This is a genomic window from Thalassoglobus polymorphus (assembly GCF_007744255.1).
In the GTDB taxonomy this organism is placed as follows: domain Bacteria; phylum Planctomycetota; class Planctomycetia; order Planctomycetales; family Planctomycetaceae; genus Thalassoglobus; species Thalassoglobus polymorphus.
In genome coordinates, this window is the sequence record NZ_CP036267.1 from 3261708 (window position 1) to 3285309 (window position 23602).

A 23602-nucleotide genomic window follows, 5' to 3' on the forward strand; every position below is an offset into this window, starting at 1 on the left:
GTCGATCAGTTGTGATTTTGGATGAAATGGGAAGTGCTGTCTTCTCTATTGATTCTCTTTCTTTCGAGACTCTTTCTGCTGAGTGCTTTTCAAATGTTGATACATGTTAAACCGCTCTGGGTATCTGACTTCATTACGAGTCGCCCATGTTTCCCAGAGCTGAACCAAATCTGACTTCTGCTTTTTATTCGAAGTCGCCAGGTTGTTCATCTCGGTGCGATCTTTTGAGATGTTGTACAACTCCCAAGGTTTTTTGTACTCCCGAACTAATTTCCAGTCGCCAGAGCGGACGCCTGCGTTCCCTTCGTGCTCCCAGAAAATTGGCTCAGTATGCACCGGTTTTGTGCTTCCATTCAACAATGGAGTGATTGAAACTCCTTCACAGGGAGGAAGAGATGGAGGGTATTCGGCGCCGGAAAGGTCGATGCAGGTCGCCATAAAATCGGGAAGATAGGCGACATTTCGAACGAAGGAACCTCGCTTCGATTGAGGGATCCCTTTTGGCCAGTGCGCGATCATGGGGGTGCAGGCTCCCCCTTCGTGTATGAAGTGTTTATAGAGCCGAAACGGAGTGTTGCAGGCATTCGCCCAAGCAAGACCGAGTCGAACACCATTTGTCGTTTGCAGTGGAGGATTCTTGACCATCTCCGTGGAACCCTTCCCGAGTCTGCCACCTTCCTGGCAAGCTCCATTGTCTGAGAGAAAGAAGATGATCGTATTGTCGAGCTTGCCTAGACTGTCGAGATGGTTCGTCAACTTACCGATATTCTGATCAATTGAATCAACACAGCCAGCGTAGGCTGCCATGATGGAATCAAGATCGTCCTGTTGTTCTGGCTTGAGCGAATCCCATTTCGGGCCAACATGAGGAGCGGGGATAATGTCCTCATCAAACAACCCCATGGCCTTTTGTTTTGCCAGTCGAGACTTCATCAACGGTTCCCAACCGCCCGTGTATTTGCCTTTGTATTTTTGAAAATCTTCCCACTTGGCATTCAAAGGCCAGTGCGGAGCGTTGTAAGCAAGATAAAGAAAAAACGGTTTGTCGTCCGTCTTTGTCGTTTCAGAAATGAATTCGCAAGCGTAGTCGGTGAAGGTGTCGGTCGCGTAGAAATCTTTGTCGGTTATGACCGGATCATTCCCAAACATGATGCCCCGTCCGCCGCCCGGTTCGAAGTAATTGATCGCTCCGCTCAGGCAGCCGTAAAATTTATCGAAGCCCCGTTGCATCGGCCAACACTCCTGGCGATGCAGTCCCAGATGCCACTTGCCAGTCATCAAAGTGTGATAGTCTGAGTCTTTGAGAACCTGCGCAATTGTCGTGCAATTGTCGTTTAGAAAACCTTGATAGGGCCCTTCGAATCCAAGAGGACGTTCGGGAGGTTCCGTCATGTGCCCAATGCCAACTTGATGCGGATGACGACCAGTCATTAAAGCTGCTCGAGTCGGACAGCAGCGACCGTAGTTATAGAATTGCGTAAAACGGAGTCCCTGCTCGGCAAGCCGATCAATGTTAGGTGTTTCGATTTCGCTGCCGTAACAGCCAATGTCGGAAAAGCCCATGTCATCAACCAGAATGATGATAATGTTGGGGCGCGGAGCTTCACCCAAAGCGAACGTACACGAAAAGAGTGTGAGCACGCAGATAAAGACGTTGGACACAAATTTCATTATGAACTCTTCTCTATAGATTGTGATTTCCGAAGCCTGCAAATTATCGCTTGGCTGACTTCGCCTTCGGATGCCGGGCCAGAATCGCTTTGAGATCTTCGAGTACTTCTAGATTCTGGTCAGCGATGTTGACTGTTTCCAGCGGATCATTTTTGTAGTCATACAATTCATAGATTGGTTGTGCGTTCTCATTCATTTGAGGACGCCACTCGACGAGCCGATAACGAGAAGTGCGGATCGCACGCCCCAGACGACCTCCTTTGGGGAAGCAATGATATGCGTGATCATCGACTGTGGCTGTCGGGTCGATCAGGACAGGCACAAGACTTTTTCCGTCAATCGGTTGTGGCCCCTGAGGTGCGGGCAAGCCAGCGAGTTCGGTCAGCGTCGGAAAGATGTCGACCGTTTCAACGAGTTCATTCGAACTGCTGTTCGGTTTTGTCACTCCCGGAGCCCGGATCAAGATTGGGATTTTGTTGGCTTGCTCATAGTTCGTATGTTTGGTCCAGCTTCCGTGATCCCCCAGATGATAGCCATGGTCCCCCCAAAGAACGACGATTGTATTCTGATCGAGCCCCAGACGATGTAGCTCATCGAGAACTCGCCCGACTTGCGAGTCCATGTACGACATGGATGCGTAATACCCGTGAATAAGCGTGCGAACCATTTCCTCTGAAAGAGGAGGTTTGTCCGGGATCGGTTTGTACTGATTCAGTTCTCCAAGAGTCTTGCCAGCAAATTTGGGGGCTCCTTCTGGAGGGTGTGTGTTTTTCGCCAAAGGAAGTTTCGCAGGATCGTAAAGATCCCAATACTTCTTCGGAGCACAGAAAGGTAAATGCGGTTTAGTAAACCCCAGAGCTAGAAAGAATGGTTTCTCGTTTTTCTGATAACTTTGCAGCCGCTGAATTCCTTCGGCTGCAATGCGACCATCGGCGTAGGCTCCATCCTCAACGTCCGCTTTCTCCCAAGCGGCCCCACGAGGAAGACCGCGAGCGGGCTGATTACTGAAGAGGGCCTCCTCCTTGGTCAGCTCACCGTTTGTGCTTTCTGGAAGAACATAGTCAATGACTTTGTCGGGATGAAACGGCACGCTCCACGACTTCTCATCGTTGATGTTCCCATGTCCAATGTGGAAGACTTTGCCGATTCCTGCTGAGTGATATCCATGCTGCATAAAATGCTGAGGCATCGTGACAGCCAACGGAACGGCTCGGCGAAAATGATATCCGAGGCTGTAAATGCCGGTCGATGTTGATCGCGATCCAATCAGCAAATTATTGCGAGATGGAGCGCAAACAGCTTGATTGCAATACGCCATGTCAAACCGCATTCCGCTGGCTGCCAGAGAATCCAGATTCGGCGTTTTCACCCAGTCATCTCCGTATGCTCCGAAGGAGGGCTTGAGGTCGTCAACCAGGATGAGCAGAACGTTGGGCTTTTCCGCCTGAGCAACCGTCGTCAAGAAAAGAATCGAAAGTGTAAGACGAATGATTTTCATGTGTAAATTCTGATTCAATGTCTATTCATTATGAGTTCTCAAATTGAAGTCTGACTCTTTAATCAGGAACGTGCAATGATCTCATAAAAACCTGTTGCCGTATTTCTGTTGGTTTGCGAGACTACCGAAAGTTGAGTCGCAAATGATCCACCAAAGTTCTTCGTGCGAAAGTTCGCGAGGTGCATGCAGCAAGGTGCAGTCTGTTATCAACCTGTAATCAACACGGTCATTGCGACATTTTGACAGAACACTATGGAGTCGAACCGGTGTCAAGGATCTTGAAACCTATCACATTCACAATACTGGCTGTCATTTGCTCAGCATCCTGCCCCAGTTCCTACGCTCAATCACGTGATCCATATGCCCCCGAACGGGCCAAGATGGTGGAAGAGTATATTTCATCGGAAGGTGTGAAAGACCCACGCGTCCTAGAAGCGATGGGAACCGTTCCGCGGCATCTCTTCGTGCGACCGAATTTTCGGTACCTGGCGTACACAGACCAGGCTCTTGATATTGGCTTCAAACAAACGATCTCGCCACCGTTCATTGTTGCCTACATGACGGAAATGCTCGCCACAAAGCCAACTGACAAGGTTCTGGAGATTGGAACCGGTAGCGGCTATCAGGCAGCCGTGTTGTCAGGTTTGGTTCAGGACGTCTACACGATTGAAATCGTAGAACCTCTTGGGCAGCGGACTCAGAAACTTCTCAAACGCCTTAAGTACGACAATGTTCATACGAAGATTGGAGACGGTTACCAGGGATGGCCGGAGCATGCTCCGTTCGACAAAATCATCGTCACCTGCTCCCCAGAGTCAGTCCCTGCCCCGCTGGTTGAACAGCTCAAAGAAGGGGGACGAATGATTGTTCCGCTGGGAGAACGCTATCAGCAAGTCTTCTATTTGTTTGAAAAGGAAAATGGAAAGCTGAAGCAAACGAAACTCCTCCCCACCCTGTTCGTCCCGATGACAGGACAGATGGAGGAGCTTCGCAAAGTCAAACCTGACCCGTTGAATCCAAGAATTATCAACGGCGGATTTGAAGATGACGAGAACGAGGACGGACTTGCTGATCACTGGCACTATGTTCGCCGGGGTGAACTCTCGGATGAATCGTCAGCGGGTCGAAAGAGCATCCGTTTCGAAAATTCCGAATCAGGTCGAATGTCGCATATGCTTCAGGGAATGGCGATTGATGGTTCTCGAATTTCTGAGGCCCGCGTCAGCTGGGCGATGAAGTCTGAAAACATTCGCAGCGGACGTGCCGCGCAGCAACAACCTGGCATCGCGTTCTACTTTTACGATTCTCGCAGGCTACCGATTGGACGTGTTGCAATCGGTCCTTGGCTGGCAGATCAAGAAGATTGGAAGCGATCCTCAACAGTCATCAAGATTCCTCGCAATGCGAAAGAAGCAATCATACAAGCCGGACTGAACGGTTCGACGGGAATTCTGTATCTGGACGAGATTCAACTTACTCCCATCCGCTAAGAGCAGTTCCAGTCTTGGTCTTGATGCTCTGCCTCGTGGTGAGCTGTCTATGCAGTTATGAAAGTTCAGAGTGGCGGAAACAATCGGTGAGGTGGTCGTTGACCATTCCGACAGCCTGCATGAAGGCGTAACAAATCGTGCTTCCGACAAAAGCGAAGCCACGCTTCTTTAAAGCTTTGCTCATTGCTTCAGACTCTACAGTTTGAGCAGGAACTTCTCCCGGAGTTTTCCAGTGGTTCTGTCGCGGTTCACCTTCGGTAAACTGCCAGATGTATTTGTCGAACGAACCGAGCTCTTCCTGGACCTCCAGAAACGCTTGAGCATTGCGGACCGCAGAGTTGATCTTTAATCGATTCCGAACAATACCGGCATCTAACAGAAGTTCATCGATTTTCTTTTGGTTATAATTCGCCACAACCGCAGGATCGAAATTGTCGAATGCCGCTCGATAACTCTCTCGCTTCTTCAGTATTGTCGTCCAACTGAGCCCAGCCTGTGCGCCTTCCAGAATCAAGAACTCAAATAACTTTCGGTCGTCGTGAAGCGGAACACCCCACTCACGATCATGGTAGTTAATATCAAGGTCGCCGCGCGCCCATGCACAACGAGTCAGCTCAACCGGTGATTTCTCTGGCATGACGTTCTCACTGATCAATTTATTCTTGCGAGAGTCTGGAGAAGTCTGTCTCTGTGACTTTATCAGATTTCAAAAACAAAACGGACGACTCTTCATCACCCCTCTTCAAGGAGACCTTCAACAGCAGAGTCTTTCTCTTTTGACAATTCCTGAAGTTCATGATTGAAGATTTGCACGAGGGCGTGCAGGCACGACGCAACGATTGGGCCGATAAAGACTCCCCACAGCCCCATCACTTGCAGCCCGCCGAGGATACTGATGAATGCTAAGAGTGGATGGAGCTTTGTATCGCTATTGAGGACGTAGGTTCTGACGACATTATCAAGGAACCCGACGAAAGCAGCCCCGTAAATCGTAAGCAAAATGGCCTGCACCCAATGCCCGGTGGCAAAAAGAATGATTGCACACGGAACCCAGACCAGCCATGTCCCGGCAATCGGAATCAAAGCGGATATCGTTGCGAGCATTAGCAGGATGAACAGATGATCAAAATCAAAAAGCCATAATGCAAATGTGGTGGCAAATCCTTGTGCAAACGCAGCTAGAAACGTTGCAACAACAACAGATCGAACCACTAAAGCAAACTGCTCAAGTAGCTGACGCTGATATTTGGCATGAACTGGAATCATCTTCTCCGCAGCCAACAACAATGTCGTTCCGTCCGCCAGAAAATAGTACAGCGCAACGACATACATCATCAGTCCAATCAGAGCGGAAATAATGGCGCCCGCTGCACCAGCCAAAAACCCAAATGTCGTTCCCGCAGCCCTTCCGAGTGACCGGTCTCCTAAATCGTGAAGCATGGCGCCGATTCGCAAACGAATCTCTCGGCTGACATCAGCGGGATTACTCTTCAGTTCTTTGGGCAACCAGGAATTGACATAGTTCACGGCATCATCCAATACGGTTGGTTGAGCCGCTTCTGATGATGCGGTTGCGGGAGGCTGCTCATCGCTGTCCTGTTTCTCGTCCGCCTGATCGACCGGCGTATCGTCCGGCTCAGTCCCCTCTTGTTCAGCGCCCTCTATTTTATCTTTGAGTTCGGCACTCGTGACGTCTTCGGTGTTCGTCACGCTTTCTGGCTTCACTGTGGTTTCAATTCGCACGACCGGCTCAGAGTTTCCGACATCATCGACGATGACACTCTGCAACTTCCGTTCGGGAAGGATTGTGTCTCTCTCTTTGATATTAACATCTGCAGTGAAGGAGTTGCCTGAGTCAGTCTCGACGGTTGCCACTTCCGGCGCGAGAAAAATCCTCAACCAGCGGTTCTCATCAACCACTCGGGATGAGAAGGTATATAGCTGTAACGTTGCAATCAGGATGCCTGTAATTAACGGGACCAGAATGGAAGTCATAATGGTCGCTGTCGTCAAAGCTGCAGAGAGAGAAATTTGATCTTTGGTTCGGGAGAGGAAATAACGAAACAGTGGCTGACAGACAACAGCTGTCATCCCTGCCAGAAAAAGAGGAAGCAAGAAAGGGGCGACGACTCGAAAGAACGTCACGCCCAAAGCGACGATCAAAACTAGTAGAACAACTAGTGAAACTTTTCGACGCATCGAGGACATGGTGCCATTTTCTCATAAAATGAAAATCAATTACGGGGAATCGGAGAATAGAGGGAATCAACCACTGTCAGCAAGGTCTGATTCGACGTTCGCTTTGCCAGTGAAACGACAACGAATCAGGAAGGTGGGGTCATTTATCACCTTTTCAGAAAATACTCGCAATTGGATTCAGACCCTCAATTCGTTCGACCTCAATCGTGCCTGATCATTCACAGAGGGAGATGACGACTCAGAAATACGACGAAATTTCTCGATTCCTTGCCCACTGGTCCGGTGTTGAGTATCGTTGTAGACGGCGTAGATGTGAGTCTACGCGCCCACCTGCCTGCCTCAAAGTTGAACGAGACCCTTCGTTCAAAGTCTTCCTGTACAGATGAGTTCACAGATGATGAGAAGAACAACACTTTTATGCGTTGTTGCAAGCATTGCATTCACATTACAAAATTCTGCGTTCGCTGAAGAAAACTGGCCATACTGGCGTGGTCCCGATTTCACGAACACCTCTGCAGAAAAGAATCTGCCTGCTGAGTGGGATCCGAAGGGAGGGGAAGGCAGCAATGTCATTTGGGCGGAGCACTACCCCACACGGTCAACACCGACTTTGATGAACGACAAGCTCTATATTCTGACGACAGCTCATCCTGAAGATGAATCAAAGATGGGTGAGAAGGTCGTCTGCATCGACTCCAAAACCGGCAAACAACTTTGGGAATATGCGTTCAATGTCTACTTGAGCGATGTACCAGCTGAACGTGTCGGCTGGTCCAGTGTGACCTGCGACCCGGCATCCGGAAATGTTTACGCCTTGGGTGTCTGTGGATACTTCTGCTGCCTCAACGGAGAAACCGGTGAAGTGATCTGGGATCGCTCACTCCACGAAGAATTCGGTTTGCTGAGCACCTACGGCGGACGAACCAACTTCCCACTCGTTTATGAAGACAATGTCATCATCAGCGCAGTGATCATTGGTTGGGGGGAACAAGCGAAACCAGCACACCGTTTCATTTGCTTCGACAAAAACAACGGAGTCCCAATTTGGTTCGAAGGAACAAGACTGCTCCCTGATGACACAACTTATAGTGCCCCTGTGCTGGCTGTCATTGAAGGCGAATTGCAGATGATCTTCGCTTCTGGTGATGGAGGCGTTTACGGTTTCCAGCCACGAACCGGAAAGCAATTATGGAAATACATGGTCAGTGGTCGCGGAATCAACACCTCTCCTCTTGTCGTCGGAAATAAAGTCTACTGTGGTCACTCTGAAGAGAATCTCGACACAACTCAGATGGGGGCAGTATTCTGTATCGATGCAACAAAGCGGGGAGATCTCACCAAAACAGGTGAGGTCTGGCGACAAACTGGATTCCTCGTCGGACGTTCCAGTCCGGTCATGATCGATGGACGACTCTACTGTGCTGATGACCGCGCCAAGTTGCACTGCTTCAATCCTGAAACAGGTGAAGTCATAGGAAAACCTGTTCGACTCGGAACGATGATGCGATCAAACTTGCTCGTTGCGGATGGCAAAATTTATGCCCACACCGCCAACGGTCGCGGATACATCTTGAAGCCAACTGAAGATGGAGCGGAGATCCTATACAAATTCCGCTTCCAGAGAGGTGAAGAATCCCATGGAACGCCGATTGTCTCCAACGGTCGAATTTTCATCCCTACGACTGGAAACTTATACTGCATCGGCCTGAAGGATGCCAAAGTCGAAATCGGTGAACTTCCGCCGATGGCGAAAGAAAAGAATCCTGCCAACGATGAGAAGCCAGCGACAGTAGTAATTGCTCCTGTGGAATCATTACTTCTTCCAGGCGACCGACAACCAATGCAGGTTCGGTTGTACAACTCCAACGGACAATTCATTCGTCTCGCCAAACCGGAAGAGGTCGAGTTTGAACTGACTGGTCCAGGAATGATGGACGAAGACGGGGCTTACAACATCTCCAAAGACCAGGAAACGGCAGCTGCGACTCTCATGGTTGCCAAAGTTGGCGAGATCAGCGGGAACGCACGAATTCGTGTCATCCCTCAACTGCCGTGGTCTATTGACTTTGACAATGGAGTCATTCCGGTAACTTGGGTCGGAGCACGCTATCGGCATATTCCTCTCGATTTTGACCTGCTGATGAAGTTAAAGAAAGATGATCAACTCGCCAGCGATTTGTACATCTACTTCATGACACAATTCAAAAACGTCGGACCTAAGGGAGTCTTTGACGACTCGACGCCTCGCCAGACATGGACAGCTCTGCTCAGCTTCACTGGTCTTGCAGACGGAGCGAATCGTCCAAAGAACATTGAAGATGCCAAAAAAATCTTCGGTGCCGCCCTACAGAAGTTGACTGATGAAAAAGTCCTGTCGTCAGTGGAATGGTCTCAATGGGAACGCCCGAGTGCCGTCGAAGGAGAAACTGTTAAAGAGCCGCGTCTCACAGTCACTCAAGGCGAACGAAAGATCGACGGAAACGGCGTGATGTGTAAAATCACAACGATTCCCAAAGGGGCACGCAGCCAAGGCTGGATGGGACACCCTGATTTCCATGACTACACAATTGAGGCGGACGTCTATGCCTTTGAACGAAACGGAAAACTGCCTGACATTGGGCTTGTTGGACAACGATACACCCTCGACATGATGGGTGCATCGAATCAACTTCAATTCCGGACCTGGACACCTCAGATGAATCGTTTCTCGGAAAACGTTCCTTTTGTCTGGGAAGCCAACAAATGGTACACCATGAAATTCCAAACTCAGGCTCAAGACGGAAAAGCGATCCTGAAAGCCAAAGTCTGGGTGAAAGGTGAAGAAGAACCAGCTGAGTGGACCATCACAGCAACCGATGAAATCGGCAATGAAATCGGAAGCCCAGGTTTGTTCGGTAACGCGAAAGATTCAGAAATTTTCTACGACAACCTCAAAGTAACAAAGAACAAGTAGATCAAACGAAGGTTCGATCCAAATTGAACTTTGTCACAGACACCAATTCCCGAAACCAGACTGGTTTCGGGAATTTATCACAAGAAGCCCTGGCAACCCTGTTGGAATCGTTTTGATTCACTCGATTTTCGATCACTTGTGCAGGTTTTGTAAGAGCTCATCACACTCTCTGACAACATGTTGTTCCAATCAATTGTGAGCAAGAAATGACCTTGCCAGAACAATACAACGATTAGAACTGCAGGTTGGCAGATTCATTTTCCATAACGGGGAATCAAATGAAATCACGATTTTTTGGCATCTCACTGGCAGCTGTCCTGATGGTTGCCCTTTCTGTTCAGGCGACTGCGCAGGATGGAGAATATAACCCTCGAAAAGAAGCACTGGCTGAAATCAAGAAGATGGATGTCGGCCCGCATGATTGGCCTCAATGGGGTGGCTGGTCACACAAAAACAACGTTCCCGAAGCAACAGGAATTCCAACAGAATTCGACGTTGAAACGGGCGATGGGGTGCTTTGGAAAGTTCCTCTAGGATCACAAACATACGGAAACGTCGTTGTCGCCAATGGCAACGTCTATGTTGGAACGAATAATCACCATGGATATGTCCCACGGTTCCCAAAGACGGTCGACCTGGGGGTCTTGCTTTGCCTTGACGAGAAAACTGGAGAATTCAAATGGCAGCATTCAAGCCAAAAACTCTCCACAGGCCGAGTCCACGACTGGCCCGATCAGGGAATTTGCTGCTCACCAATGGTCGACGGAAACCGATTGTGGTACGTCACCAGCCGTGGTGAAGTTGTCTGCCTGGATACCGAAGGTTTCCTCGACGGGAAAAATGATGGCCCGTACAAGTCAGAACCGATCGAAAGCAAAGTCGAAGCAGACATCATCTGGCGATTCGATATGATGGGCGAACTTGGTGTCTCACAGCACAATATGTGTAGCTGTTCAATCACCGGATACGGAGACATTATTTTCGTAAACACTTCTAACGGTGTCGACGAATCACACGTCAACATTCCAGCTCCAAGCGCTCCGAGCTTCATGGCGATGGACCGCAACACCGGAGAAGTTTTGTGGACTGACAGATCACCAGGACTCAACATCTTACACGGTCAATGGTCATCACCGTCCTACTGCGAAATTGATGGGCAAGCACAAGTCCTCTTCGGTGGTGGAGATGGCTGGTTGTACAGCTTCGACCCAGCTGGTGACGGAAAAGGAAATGCGAAACTTCTTTGGAAATTCGATGGCAACCCTAAAGAGTCACTCTACTCTGTCAGTGGACGCAGTGAGCGTAATCATATCATCGGAACAGCGGTGATTTACGATGGACTCGTTTACATTGGTGTTGGCGAAGACCCTGAGCACGGCGAAGGAAATGGACACCTTTACTGCATCGATCCAACGAAACGTGGCGATGTCAGCCCGACCATTGCTGTCGATAAAGACGGAAATGAAATCGAGTTCAAAAACGATGGAACTCGACGCTTACAGAAGATTCGTCCTGATGACGGTGAAACGACCAAGCCAAATCCGAACTCCGCTGTTGTTTGGCACTTCACCGGCGAAGATACCAACGGAGATGGTGAAGTCGAATTCGAAGAAGAGATGCACCGAACATGTGGAACTGTCGCGATCTTAGACGACATTCTGTACGTTGCTGACTTCTCTGGAATCTTCCACTGCATCGATGCGAAAACTGGAAAGCCTTACTGGCACTACGATATGTTCTCCGCAGCTTGGGGATCACCATTGCTGGTCGACGGGAAAGTCTATATCGGAGATGAAGACGGAGACATCGCAGTCTTCAAACATGGCAAGGAAATGGAGCTTCTTGCAGAGAACCTGATGGACAGTTCTGTTTACAGTACTCCAGTCGTTGCCAACGGAGTGTTGTACATCAGCACGAAGGATACTCTATACGCCATCGGGAATAAGAAGAGCGACTGATCAGCAGAGCATGGACATCGCTATAACAACTGGGCTATGACAACTGGAACGATTGCCGTAATCCTTTTCGACAGCCTTCCACAAAAGTCATGAGTGAGACCACTCGTTAACAGTGACATCATCAAGCCCGGAGCAACATGCTTCGGGCTTTTTTCATGTTGAAATGAAACATATCGCCTTGAATGAAACGACGCTTCATCCATTCAACAAAAATTAGTCTGTATGAAATTTCTTCAAGTCGTGCTCGATCTTCGTTTGGGTTCGACATTTGTTTGTCGAGTCCCTTATCCTAGAGCAACTGTCGAATTGGTGTTCAGGTTCTGCCTCGTGAAGAGCAAACAATGAAGTACGCATTCAGTCTCGTGGAAATGAGCTATTGATAGATTGAAAAGCACAATTCGCAGAGACAAAACACGAAAGTGTTCTAGCCCATAGGGCTGAGGTCGTTCTCAGCTCTGCTGAAATCCGGACGAAACAGGCTGACAGCGGTCCCATTCCTCTGTTAGTCAGTTAAGTCAATCTCAGGGAATTCGAAGTCAATGATTGAACAAGAAGTTCGAAAATTACTACTTGCTTCACTGGTCCTCGGGTGCGTCCTCGGATTAGTGCAGAATACAGTACAGGGCGAAGAGAGCACTGCCTTGATCGAGCAGTTCGAAAATGAAATTCGCCCATTGCTGATCGACCACTGTATCGAGTGTCACCAGCAGGATAATGATTCCGGTTCACTGGTTATTAACTCCCGCGAAAGTCTTATTAAAGGTGGCGATTCAGGCCCTGCAATCCAACCTGGCGATCCGGAACGCAGCCTGTTAATCCAGGCAGTTCATCGTTCAGGAGAGCTGAAAATGCCTCCTGATGAACCGTTGAATGACCGTCAGAAACAAGCACTCGTTCAGTGGGTGAAAGCGGGTGCAGTTTGGCCAGAGAAATCTCCACCGTTAGCGATAACGGTTCACCAGAATGCTTTGAAACATTGGGCCTTTCAACAAGTCGTACAGCCAAAGGTTCCTTCGTTTCCGGGGAACAACTGGATTCGAAATCCGATCGATGCGTTCATTCTTCAAAAGCTGACTTCAAACGAACTCAAACCCTCTCCAATGGCAGATTCCCGCACGCTGATTCGTCGTGTGAGTTACACCCTGACCGGTTTGCCACCAACTGCAGAACAGATCGAGACAATCGCAAAAGATTTCAGTGCAAAAAGCTATGAAGAACAAGTCGACAAACTTTTGGCTTCTGAGCATTATGGTGAACAGTGGGCTCGTCACTGGCTGGATGTCGCGCGCTATTCGGATACAAAAGGTTACGTCTATGCCAGGGAAGAGCGCTTCTGGCCTCACGCTTGGGTTTATCGCGATTGGGTTGTCGATGCACTGAATTCCGACATGCCTTATGATCGATTCCTCTTACTCCAATTGGCTGCGGATCAGGTCGAGGACAGTCAGCGTCAAGACTTGGCGGCAATGGGATTTTTGACTTTGGGTCGTCGGTTTCTTGGAGTGAATCATCTCATTCAGGATGACCGGATTGATGTGGTCACCCGCGGGACAATGGGACTGACCGTCGGATGTGCTCGCTGTCATGACCACAAGTACGATCCGATTCCCACAGCCGATTATTATTCCCTGTTCGGGGTCTTTAATAACTCGGCGGAGAATCTTGTTCGCCTGTCCGCCCCGGGAACAGAATCAGAAGAGTTCGAAGCTGAGTTAAAAAAACGAATCGAACTTCAGGCAACAAAGCTTGCCGAGAGCCGAACAGAAGCTTCCAACCGAGCGCGGAGCCGAGTTCGCGAGTATCTGATTGCTCAAACGGAACTTCAGAAGTATCCCCCCAAAGGCTTCGATCAAATCTTCTCGAAATCCGATCTCCTTCCTGCGTTCGTCTGGAAATGGGAACGCTATCTTGACGCCGCCAAACGGAACAATGACCCGATCTTTATCCCCTGGCATCGCTACGCTGATCTCAATCAAGAATCATTTGTTGAGCAGGCTGAAATCGTTACCGCAGAATTACACAAAGCCTCTTCAGTTGAAATGAACTCGTTGGTTCTTGCTCGATTCGAAACTCCGCCCGCTTCGTTCGTGGAAGTTATCAATCGATATGCAGATCTCTTTGAAGAAGTTCGTGACGCAGCCCTGAAAGAGTCATTCCCCGGGGCATTTGAAAACCATGAACAGGAAGAGATCAGGAAGATACTCTTTAGCGAGTTCTCCCCCTGTTTCATCCCAGACGAACCGATCGTTCATACCGAATTTTTCTTTGACTCATCAACGACAACGCAACTTTGGAAATTACAAGGTGAAGTCGACCGCTGGATTGTCAATTCGAAACGAAACGTCCCATTCGCTCTGGCAATGACAGATACAGTCGCTCCGAGTGATCCCCAGATTTTCATTCGAGGCAACCCTGTGAACGCAGGGCGCGTCGTTCCACGCCAGTTTCTCTCCATACTCTCCGGAGAAAATCGACAACCCTTCAAGACTGGGAGCGGACGATATGAATTGGCTCAGCACATCATCGATCCCAAGAATCCCCTCACGGCGCGTGTGATTGTGAATCGCGTCTGGACTCACCATTTCGGACAAGGTCTCGTCTCGACTCCCAGCGACTTTGGAACTCGTGCAGAAACCCCGTCCCACCCGGAGTTGCTCGACTGGTTGACTCACCGATTTATTGAAAATGGTTGGAGTTTAAAAAATCTGCATCGCTTGATTTTAACCTCAGCCACTTATCAACAACGTTCGCAATTCGCAGAGACAGACATTGCTCAGCGTGCTGTGAAAGTCGATCCCGAAAATCGGTTGCTCTCAAGAATGAATTCACACCGCCAGACGTTCGAAGAGTTTCGTGACTCGTTACTGAGTGTCTCTGGCGAACTCCAACTTGATCTAAAAGGGAAGCCGAAAGATCTCTTTGCTCCCCCATTCCCGAAACGTCGAACGTTGTACGGTCGTGTCGACCGGCAGTATCTTCCCGGAACATTACGGGTCTTCGATTTCGCAAATCCCGATTTACATATTCCAAAACGAAGCGAAACAACCGTTCCACAGCAAGCGTTGTTCTACCTCAACCATCCCATGGTCTTAGAACAAGTGCGCATGTTGGCGAATTCCGTCTCGGAGAAGAAAACAGCAGAAGAGAAAATCACTGCATTATTTCAACGTACATTGCTACGGCCTCCGACATCGGATGAACTCGCTGAGTCATTGGCATTCGTCGCATCTAACGAGAAGGTCGATCAGCCCATTCCACCGGTCACCGCTAAAGATTGGTCCTATGGATTCGGAAAGTTTGACGAAGAGCAGAAGCAGGTTGTCGGTTTCACTCCGCTGCCACATTATACCGGGGATGCCTGGCAAGGTGGTGACAAGTGGCCCGATCCCAAGCTGGGTTGGGTCCAACTGACATCGACAGGCGGCCATCCCGGGAATACTCGGGAGAAGGCTGCGATTCGACGTTGGACCGCTCCGCGCGACGGGAACTTCAGCGTGACAACAAAGCTGACGCACGAAGCCGCTCCGGGAGACGGCATTCGCGCATTCATCGTTAGTTCGAGTGAAGGGCTTCTCGCTTCTGCGGTTGTCCACCAAACTCATGCAGAACCTGGCATTGATTCGGTTTCGTTGAAGAAAGGCGAAACACTCGACTTCGTTGTCGACATCAAGGATGTGTTGAATAGTGACCAGTACCTTTGGTCGGTCGACATCCAGGAAAAAATCTCTGAGTCCGCGACAACCTGGAATTCTGTCGCAGACTTCACACCAAAGGAATTCGACCTGCTGACTTCATGGGAGCAACTCGCTCATTTATTGATCTGCACAAATGAATTCCTTTTCATTGACTGAACCTCTTCGAAATTGAGAGTGTTGAGATGAACACAAAGTCGCTGCTGAATTCATTGAACCGCCGAGAACTCCTCAAGCGTTCCGGGATGGGACTTGGATCTCTTGGGCTCGCCAGCCTGTTGAGTGATGACGGTCATTCGATTCAGGCGAACGATGGACTGGTGACGAAGAAGTCTCCTCATTTCCCCGGTAAAGCGAAACGAGTGATCCACTTCTTTCTTAATGGCGGTCCCTCTCACGTCGACACATTTGACCCCAAACCTGCGTTAACAAAGTACGATGGAAAACTACTCGAAAACACTTTGACCACCGAGCGAAAAACCGGCGCGGCGTATGCATCACCATTCCAGTTTCAGAAATACGGTGAATCAGGGATCGAAGTCAGCGAACTCTTTTCGAAAACCGCTCAGCATATTGACGACATCGCTGTCATTCGTTCCATGTCTGCTGAGGTCCCCAATCACGAACCATCGTTAATGCTCATGAACTGCGGAGATTCCGTACAGGCTCGACCGAGTGTGGGGGCTTGGGTGTTGTACGGCTTAGGGACTGAGAATCAAAACCTGCCCGGATTTATCGCCATGTGCCCGAGTGGCTTGCCCATTAAAGATAATGAAAACTGGCAGGCGAGTTTTCTACCCGGTGCGTATCAAGGGACATTTGTCGATTCCCAACATACTGAGATCAGTAAGCTGATTGAAAACATTGACCACCCGCACATCTCTCGCAAGAACCAACGTCGACAACTCGACCTGCTCAATCGCTGGAATCAACGTCACCTTGAGAGCCGCAACGACGATCGTCTTAATGCAAGAATTCATTCGTATGAGCTTGCTTTTCGAATGCAGCAGGATGCCGCAGTCGCCTTTGATATCTCCGACGAACCAAAGCATATCCAAGAGGCTTACGGTTCAGAAGTTCATGGTCGCCAAACATTGATTGCCCGTCGACTGTTGGAACGCGGTGTTCGCTACGTTCAGCTCTGGCATGGAGCAGGACAACCATGGGACAACCATGACAACATCGAAGCAAACCATCGTAGACTCGCGTCGCAAATCGACGGACCAATCGCAGCGTTGCTTTCGGATTTAAAACAACGAGGAATGCTGGAAGAGACACTTGTTGTCTGGGGCGGAGAGTTCGGTAGGACACCGACCGTTGAACTATCAAGTGAGGGGAAATCAAAACTGGGACGAGACCACAATCACTACGGCTTCACTGTCTGGATGGCGGGAGGCGGAATCAAAGGGGGAACAGTTTACGGTGCCACAGATGAATTTGGATTCGCTGCGACTGAAAACCGAATGACTGCTCACGATCTCCATGCAACAATGCTGCACACACTTGGCTTCGACCACGAGAAGTTGACATATCGCTACGCCGGTCGCGATTTTCGCCTGACAGATGTGCATGGTCGTGTGATTCGTGAAATCCTGAGTTAGACATCGTCATGATATTCCGTCCCAGTGAAGATCGCCTTCTCGACTCCTGAAACAGTACAACGATCCGCCGATTCTTTCGCGTCGACTTGAAGGGGGACCTCTTCTCAATCCGACTCAAAGAACTTCCGCAAACTTTTGAAAACCGAATATTTCACTCCACTCAACTTCAACACCACTAAAGTCTCAGCCTGGGAAAACAAGGAGATCGAAGCAATGCCGAAGAAGTATCGAGTGGGAATCATTGGATCGACTGGCAAAGGAAACTACGGGCACAGTGTCGACAAAGCGTTTACAAAACTCCCGAACATCGACATCGTTGCAGTGGCAGACGACAATGCAGCCGGCCTGAAAGCGGCGCAAGGTCGACTTAAAGCCAAGTCGACGTACACCGACTACAACGTAATGCTCCAGAAAGAAAAGCTCGATATCGTGGCGATCTGTCCCCGCTGGATTGATCAGCACCACGCGATGCTGATGGCTGCCGCCGAAGCGGGCTGTCATGTTTACATGGAAAAGCCATTTTGCCCGACCCTCAAACTCTCTGATGAGGTTGTTCAAAACCTGGAGATGAGGCACCTCAGCCTCGGGATTGCACATGTCAGCCAATACTCTCCAGTTCTGGATGTCGTCTTGAAAATCATCAGATCTGGTGAAATCGGTGAAGTTTTAGAGATTCGAGGCCGTGGAAAAGAGGATCACCGCGGTGGAGGTGAAGATCTGTGGGTACTCGGTTCTCACGTTTTTGGATTAATGCGATCCCTCGCAGGAGGCCATCCCGTCTCGTGCACAGCGACAGTCACTAACAATGGACAGCCAATTACAGCCAAAGACATCGTTCAAGGAGGCGAAGGTTTGGGGCTGATTTCTGGAGATCATGTGCAAGCCCGTTACGATTTTGAAAACGGCATCGTCGGCTACTTTGCTTCTAAACGTTCCATGGCTGGGAAACCGTCACGATTTGGGCTGCAAATTTTTGGTTCCAAAGGAGTCATTGAAATGACCAGCGGGTATCTGACTCCGGCTTACATTTTGCGTGACAGCAGTTGGTCTCCCGGACGAACAAGAAAAACGTGGGAAACGATTACATCGAACGGAATTGGAAAGCCTGAAACCCGAAAAGATGGAAGCTACGAAGGAGGGCACATTGCAGCGATCAACGATCTCATCGACAGTATAGAAAGTCAACGACCGACTCGCTGTACGGTAGAAGATTGTCGAGACATCGTCGAAATGATTGCAGCAGTTTACGAATCACAACGCCTTGGAAAGACCGCTTCCATGCCTTTGGAAACTCGGGTCAATCCACTCTCTCTGATGTCGTGATGAAGAGACATCCAGAAGGGCATTGAACATACAATTCATGAGCAGCATGCAGGAAATATCGCTGCATGTTGGGTGGTCTTTAACCTCCCCGATGACTCACCGGGAGCTATATCGAATTGGTCTACAGGCCCTGCCTCACGGCGAACAGCATTTTACTATAACCAGTCCGAAAACCTCTGGAATAGCCGCTTTTCTCAACGTTTGAGAGAGCAATTTCAAATTTCAGGATCAGCTCTAGGGACATGCGTTCTTCACGAGCACACGACACTGCAAACTGCTCTAGAAAGAGCTTCCGTTCTGGACTTGGTCAAGCAGGAAGTTAAACCCAATCACACTAATGGCGGCGTTGTAGAGTTCTTCAGCGAGTGTGTATCGAAGAATGAGAGTATCGCCAGGTTGGACGAGGATCCTTTGTGACGGATTCTGAAGTGCTTCGTTGAGATCAACTCGGATTGGAATCTGTCCTCCGCATTCAAGTCGGCGAAGCACGATGAGGTCGGAAGGACTTTTTCCGACGTCTCTGCCAGAACCTCCTCCTCCAAATCCTCCCCCTTGTGAAATCCCGCCGATTCCCGTTCCACCACTGGCAAATGTTCCGCCAGCAAGTGCGACCGCTTCGACGACATCCAAGTCGTAATCACGAGGCAATAATTGTTCCCCCCCAGTGAGTAAGCCGCCTGTATAGTATCGTTCCTGATCTCGTGCTGGGATGTATACGATATCACCTTCTTTAAGGATGATGTCTTCTTCTTTGAACTGTGGAATTTTCTCAGAATAGAAACGGAGTGGGATTCTCGTAATCGTTGGGCCATCTGGAATTGCAGGAGGACATTCACATTCCGCTTTGCAATTTTTAATTGCAGCGATCATTTGATCGCGTTCATATCCATCTTCGAATGTTCCCCGAATGATGAAGACTTCGTTAAGGGCATCTGTCCCTGGCAAGCCGCCAGTCAAGTTAAGAGCGTGCATCACGTCGTTTTCGTAGGCAGGCAATTCAACCGTTGTCCCTGTTCCCCGTTTGCTAACTCCTTCAGCGCCTCCACTCTCTTCGCGAATGACCGTCACCTGAATTTCGCGTCGACGCATCAGTGTGACAATCACCTTCGCTTGTTCGCTTTCTAAAATTTGATTCTTGGCGTAGACCTCACGAATCAGATCCGTCGCTTCAACAACGGTCAAATCATTGACAGGAATCGAGTCGACATAGGGAAGATCGACGGTTCCGTCTTCGCGGACCGGAATCGGGAATCCTAAAGCAGGTGCCTGATTTCCTTCTGTTGGGAAGTGAACTGGCGGGGAAGAATCTGGAGTCCCCAAGACATTTTCAATGTACACTCCCAGTACATCACCAGATGCAAGCCGATAGGCATCAACCTGATCTTGACGCAATCGTGACAAGGAGATGTCTTGCATCTGCTCTTTACCACGCCCAAGGAATTCCTCAGGGACCCGATTCGCAGGGACCGCTTGAAGGTTGTCACAGAGTGAACAGCCATTCAGAAGAGCGACGCTCAAACAAATGACTCCAAACAGTTGTCGCTGTTGTGTTGCCATTAGTGATGACATGAAATTCTTCCTTGAGATGTAATCTACGACGCGTCCTTGCAAGCCCGATTATTAAACCCTCGTAGATGAGGTCTACGTCTCGCACATAGAAGTCAGGCCATTGTGAATCTCAAACAAAACTGATGACATCGTCGTCCATAACTGAATCGACAACCACTCACTCAGTTCGGTGAGAGCTTCATACGTCTTACTATCGGACTTGACATCGGGGGAGAGTGATGAAAACTCATCTCAAAAATGCCTGTTTTGACGGGAAATTTGATTATCGGAGCTGCGAATTCCAATTGCACAATCACCTACTTTCCAGAAATTACCAGACCGGACTTCCGTTTGATTTTCTTAAAGAATTCGCATGAAATTCATCTTTGGACTCAAGCCTCCTTGTTCGCCTCGCAAATGTCCCCGGACAACAGACTCTGATGAGAAAATTTCTGAGAAATGAAATCAAATCTATTGGTTGTAAACGCATCAACAGAAGCAGATAATGATCGGCCCGCAGCCATCTTCTTCATAAACCTATGATTGAATTGATCCCAACCCTGTCATTTTCATCTGACCTGCCTCACCACTTGGAAATCAAAACGGAAGAAATATGTTTCGTCCTATTGTTCTTGCTTCTGTCGTCGTTGCACTGGCTGTCGCCAGTTTCGCGGTCCTGAGCGATCGCTCATTGCAAGCCGACCCCGCCCGAGATGTTGGCTCACTTCCCACGCAATGGTTCAAAGGGAATTTGCACACTCACTCACACTGGAGCGACGGCGATGATTACCTGGAGAACATCGGTCTCTGGTATCGTGAGCAAGGTTACCAGTTTCTTGTTTTCACCGACCATAACGTGCTTGCGGATAGCGAACGATGGGTTGTTGTGGAAAAAACAAAGGGCAAGCAGAAAGCCTATGACAAGTTGAAGAAGAATTATCCTGATTGGATCGACGAACGAACAAGGGATGGGAAATTAGAGGTTCGCTTGAGGAAGTTCACCGAGGTCTCTGAAAAACTCAATCGACCTGGGAAATACCTTTTGATTCAAGGTGAGGAAATTAGCGACAGCTTCCATCGCCATCCGATTCACTTGAACGTGAGTAATGTGAAAGAAGTCATTGCGCCTCGCCATGGTTCCAGTGTCTTCGAGACGATACAAAATAATGTCGATGCAGCGATTGCTCAAAGAGAACGAACCGGCCAAGTAATGATGATTCACCTCAATCATCCGAATTTTGGATACGCGATCACAGCTGAAGATCTCGTGCGAGTTCAGGGAGAGAAGTTCTTCGAAGTCTACAATGGACACCCCGGTGTTCATAACACTGGTGATGCCACTCATGCTTCAACTGAACGAATTTGGGACATCGTTCTTTCACAGCGACTGGGGAAATACGACCTGCCAATCATGTATGGTCTGGCTACTGATGATGGACACAACTACCACAACATCCCCAGTCGAGCGAGTGAACCGGGCCGAGGGTGGGTCATGGTTCGTGGAAAAGAATTGAAAGCGGAAGCATTAATTCGCGCGCTCGAAGCGGGAGATTTCTATTCCTCTTCTGGAGTCTCATTGAAGTCGTTTGAAACGAAGAACGGACAAATGGAAGTGGTGATCGATCCAGTCGAAGGGGAGACCTACACCATTGAATTCATAGGCACACTCGAAGGAACTCCCCTCGAAGGTGAACCTCTCCTCAATGACAAAGGCGAACCGCTCTCAACCACTCACAGATACAGTCCCGATCTGGGCAAAGTTCTTCAGAAGAATGAAGGAACATCTGCGACATATAAGTTTACCGGCAAAGAACTTTATGTCCGTGCTCGCGTGACATCCTCTGCAGATCATCCAAACCCTTCAGAGGTCGGCGATAAGAAACAAGCTTGGGTACAGCCAGTTGCTCCTGAATAAATGACAAGAGATTAACAAGAAATTTAACGTGACTGTAGTCGCGAAGCTTCTTGTGACTCATACTATCTTTCAAGAGTCCGGTCGCTCGTTGATTCGTCGACCGGATTCTTTCGTATTAACGACATGCAATTCTGTGCGGAAACGAAATGATGATATCACTGAAACAAACAAATGGTCTTCACGAGACGAGAAGCATCCAAAGCTTAATCCGGTTGCGTTCGCTAGTGCTTTCAGGACTGATTTTCCTCTCTTCAATTCAAACGATCCATGCAGAAGGTCTGCAAGCAGGAGCTGCGAAAGTTGATGTCACCCATCGTGACGCCGGCCCCGTCAACGATACACTTTATGCTCGCGCATTGGTGATCAAGTCTGGCGAGACTGTGGCCGTTATCGTTTCTGTTGATGCAGTTGCAATCGGTGAAATCGGACCAATTAAAAACGACTATCTTCCATCGGTTCGAAAACAACTGCAAAGCAAATTAGGGATCGCACCTTCAAACGTCATGGTCAATGCCAGCCACTGTCACGGAATCGTCGTGCCGGATGTCGCTGACAGGACAGTCCAGGCCGTCACGCAGGCAATCGAGAATCTCGAACCAGTTCGCGTTGGCGTCGGGATCGGTCACGAAGACCGCATTCAGGAAAACCGACGACTGAAATTAAAAAGCGGTAAGGAAGCCGACGTGCGCCATGCCTATTCGCTTCCCGCTGACGAAGAAGTCGCTGAAGTTGGGCCAATCGATCCACAAATCGGAATTTTGAAACTCGAACGAGAAGATGGACGAACTCTCGCTGTCGTATACAACTTCGCCTGCCACCCCATTCAAGGCGTCCCCGGAGGAGCGAATACGGCAGACATGACTGGGTACTCATCAAAAGTGATTGAGGACAATCTGTCAGAAGGAGCAATCGCGCTCTTCGTCCAAGGGTGTGGCGGAGACATCAACCCGATCGACTACAAAGATACCGACCATCCGCGTCATGCTGAGCCCTTAGGCAATATGCTTGGACTGAGCACGCTGCAAGCTGTTCGAAAAATTGAATGCCAGGAGGACAATCGCCTGACGGTTTTCAACGAATTGCTGACGCTCCCGCGAGGTGACCGCGCCGAGCGTATCGCTCAGCTGGAAGCCAGGCAACGACAACTCGTCCAGTCGCTAGGTGGAACGAGTCTGAATCTCAAAACATTTCTTCCGTTAGTCATGAAATACAATCTGTCCGACGAGTTCCCCTCTTATTACTCGCACCGCTACTTGCATGATGACGCCCTCGACAGAAAGACTCTGCGTCACCTTGATGCAGAAAACCGCCGAAACATTGAAGCCTACATCAAGAACATTCATACGATGGAAGAGTTAACCCGGGTCAACACAAATTTAAGACTGCTCAATAAACATCAGGCCAGTATGATCGCATCCGGAAAACGGACGATTGATGTCGAAGTCGGTGCGCTCCGCGTTGGAAATTTTGTCCTCGTCACTTTCCCTGGGGAGTTGACGGTCCGAATCGGATTAAACATCAAAAAAGCATCCCCGCATCAACCAACCTTTGTCGCAGGATACACGAATGGATACATCTATTATGCACCGACCGCTGAACAACTCATGAACGTTGGCGGCGCACAAGAAGATAGCGATTGCATTCTCGCTCCCGAATGGCAGGAGATCTTCGAAAGCAAAGTTGCAGCGATGCTCAAAGAACTTTGATGAATTCGAAGAAATCGTCAAGTGATTCAAGCATTGAGAAAATTCTCG

Annotated in this window: 13 protein-coding genes; 8 read left to right on the top strand and 5 right to left on the bottom strand. The window is 49.2% G+C overall.

The genetic code is table 11. From position 1 onward, the window contains the following. Positions 1-45: 45 nt before the first annotated feature. Both Mal48_RS11740 and Mal48_RS11745 read right to left on the bottom strand, forming a co-directional pair. On the bottom strand, positions 46-1671 hold the full coding sequence (locus Mal48_RS11740) for an arylsulfatase (RefSeq protein WP_145199370.1): 1626 nt from the start codon (positions 1669-1671) through the stop codon (positions 46-48). Positions 1672-1714: 43 nt separating this feature from the next. After that, entirely contained in the window at positions 1715-3169 is a 1455-nt protein-coding gene (locus Mal48_RS11745) for a sulfatase (RefSeq protein WP_145199375.1), read from the bottom strand. A 266-nt stretch (positions 3170-3435) separates the two neighbouring features. Here Mal48_RS11745 and Mal48_RS11750 point away from each other — a divergent pair, with 266 nt between their 5' ends. Continuing rightward, positions 3436-4659 carry a protein-L-isoaspartate(D-aspartate) O-methyltransferase gene (locus Mal48_RS11750; RefSeq protein WP_231739485.1) on the top strand — a complete coding sequence of 408 codons (1224 nt, stop codon included), beginning with the start codon at positions 3436-3438 and terminating at the stop codon, positions 4657-4659. 55 nt (positions 4660-4714) lie between these two features. On the opposite strand, the gene Mal48_RS11755 is transcribed toward Mal48_RS11750, so the two are convergent. Together Mal48_RS11755 and Mal48_RS11760 are read right to left on the bottom strand one after the other, a co-directional pair. Then, positions 4715-5296 carry a DNA-3-methyladenine glycosylase I gene (locus Mal48_RS11755; RefSeq protein WP_197441644.1) on the bottom strand — a complete coding sequence of 194 codons (582 nt, stop codon included), beginning with the start codon at positions 5294-5296 and terminating at the stop codon, positions 4715-4717. Between the two features lie 95 nt (positions 5297-5391). After that, complete coding sequence (locus tag Mal48_RS11760) at positions 5392-6867, bottom strand: AI-2E family transporter (protein WP_145199378.1); 1476 nt, start codon at positions 6865-6867, stop codon at positions 5392-5394. Between the two features lie 385 nt (positions 6868-7252). Here Mal48_RS11760 and Mal48_RS11765 point away from each other — a divergent pair, with 385 nt between their 5' ends. The 5 genes from Mal48_RS11765 (at position 7253) to Mal48_RS11785 (ending at position 18385) form a co-directional block, all read left to right on the top strand. Beyond that, entirely contained in the window at positions 7253-9811 is a 2559-nt protein-coding gene (locus Mal48_RS11765) for a PQQ-like beta-propeller repeat protein (protein ID WP_197441645.1), read from the top strand. Between the two features lie 278 nt (positions 9812-10089). Continuing rightward, positions 10090-11769 (top strand): outer membrane protein assembly factor BamB family protein, encoded by a 1680-nt coding sequence (locus tag Mal48_RS11770; RefSeq protein WP_145199384.1) that lies wholly within the window; start codon positions 10090-10092, stop codon positions 11767-11769. Positions 11770-12308: 539 nt separating this feature from the next. Beyond that, on the top strand, positions 12309-15620 hold the full coding sequence (locus tag Mal48_RS11775) for a PSD1 and planctomycete cytochrome C domain-containing protein (RefSeq protein WP_145199387.1): 3312 nt from the start codon (positions 12309-12311) through the stop codon (positions 15618-15620). A 26-nt stretch (positions 15621-15646) separates the two neighbouring features. Then, a complete protein-coding gene (locus Mal48_RS11780) occupies positions 15647-17062 on the top strand; it encodes a DUF1501 domain-containing protein (RefSeq protein WP_145199390.1) in 1416 nt (471 codons plus the stop codon). Between the two features lie 213 nt (positions 17063-17275). Further along, a complete protein-coding gene (locus Mal48_RS11785) occupies positions 17276-18385 on the top strand; it encodes a Gfo/Idh/MocA family protein (protein WP_145199393.1) in 1110 nt (369 codons plus the stop codon). Between the two features lie 279 nt (positions 18386-18664). Here the strand turns inward: Mal48_RS11785 and Mal48_RS11790 are convergent, their stop codons facing one another. Next, complete coding sequence (locus Mal48_RS11790; RefSeq protein ID WP_197441646.1) at positions 18665-19954, bottom strand: polysaccharide biosynthesis/export family protein; 1290 nt, start codon at positions 19952-19954, stop codon at positions 18665-18667. Between the two features lie 592 nt (positions 19955-20546). Between Mal48_RS11790 and Mal48_RS11795 the strand changes: the two genes are divergently transcribed. Continuing rightward, on the top strand, positions 20547-21848 hold the full coding sequence (locus Mal48_RS11795; RefSeq protein ID WP_145199396.1) for a CehA/McbA family metallohydrolase domain-containing protein: 1302 nt from the start codon (positions 20547-20549) through the stop codon (positions 21846-21848). Positions 21849-21994: 146 nt separating this feature from the next. Then, positions 21995-23554: a hypothetical protein gene (locus Mal48_RS11800; protein ID WP_197441647.1), complete on the top strand. Its 1560-nt coding sequence runs from the start codon at positions 21995-21997 to the stop codon at positions 23552-23554. The last annotated feature ends 48 nt before the right edge of the window (positions 23555-23602 follow it).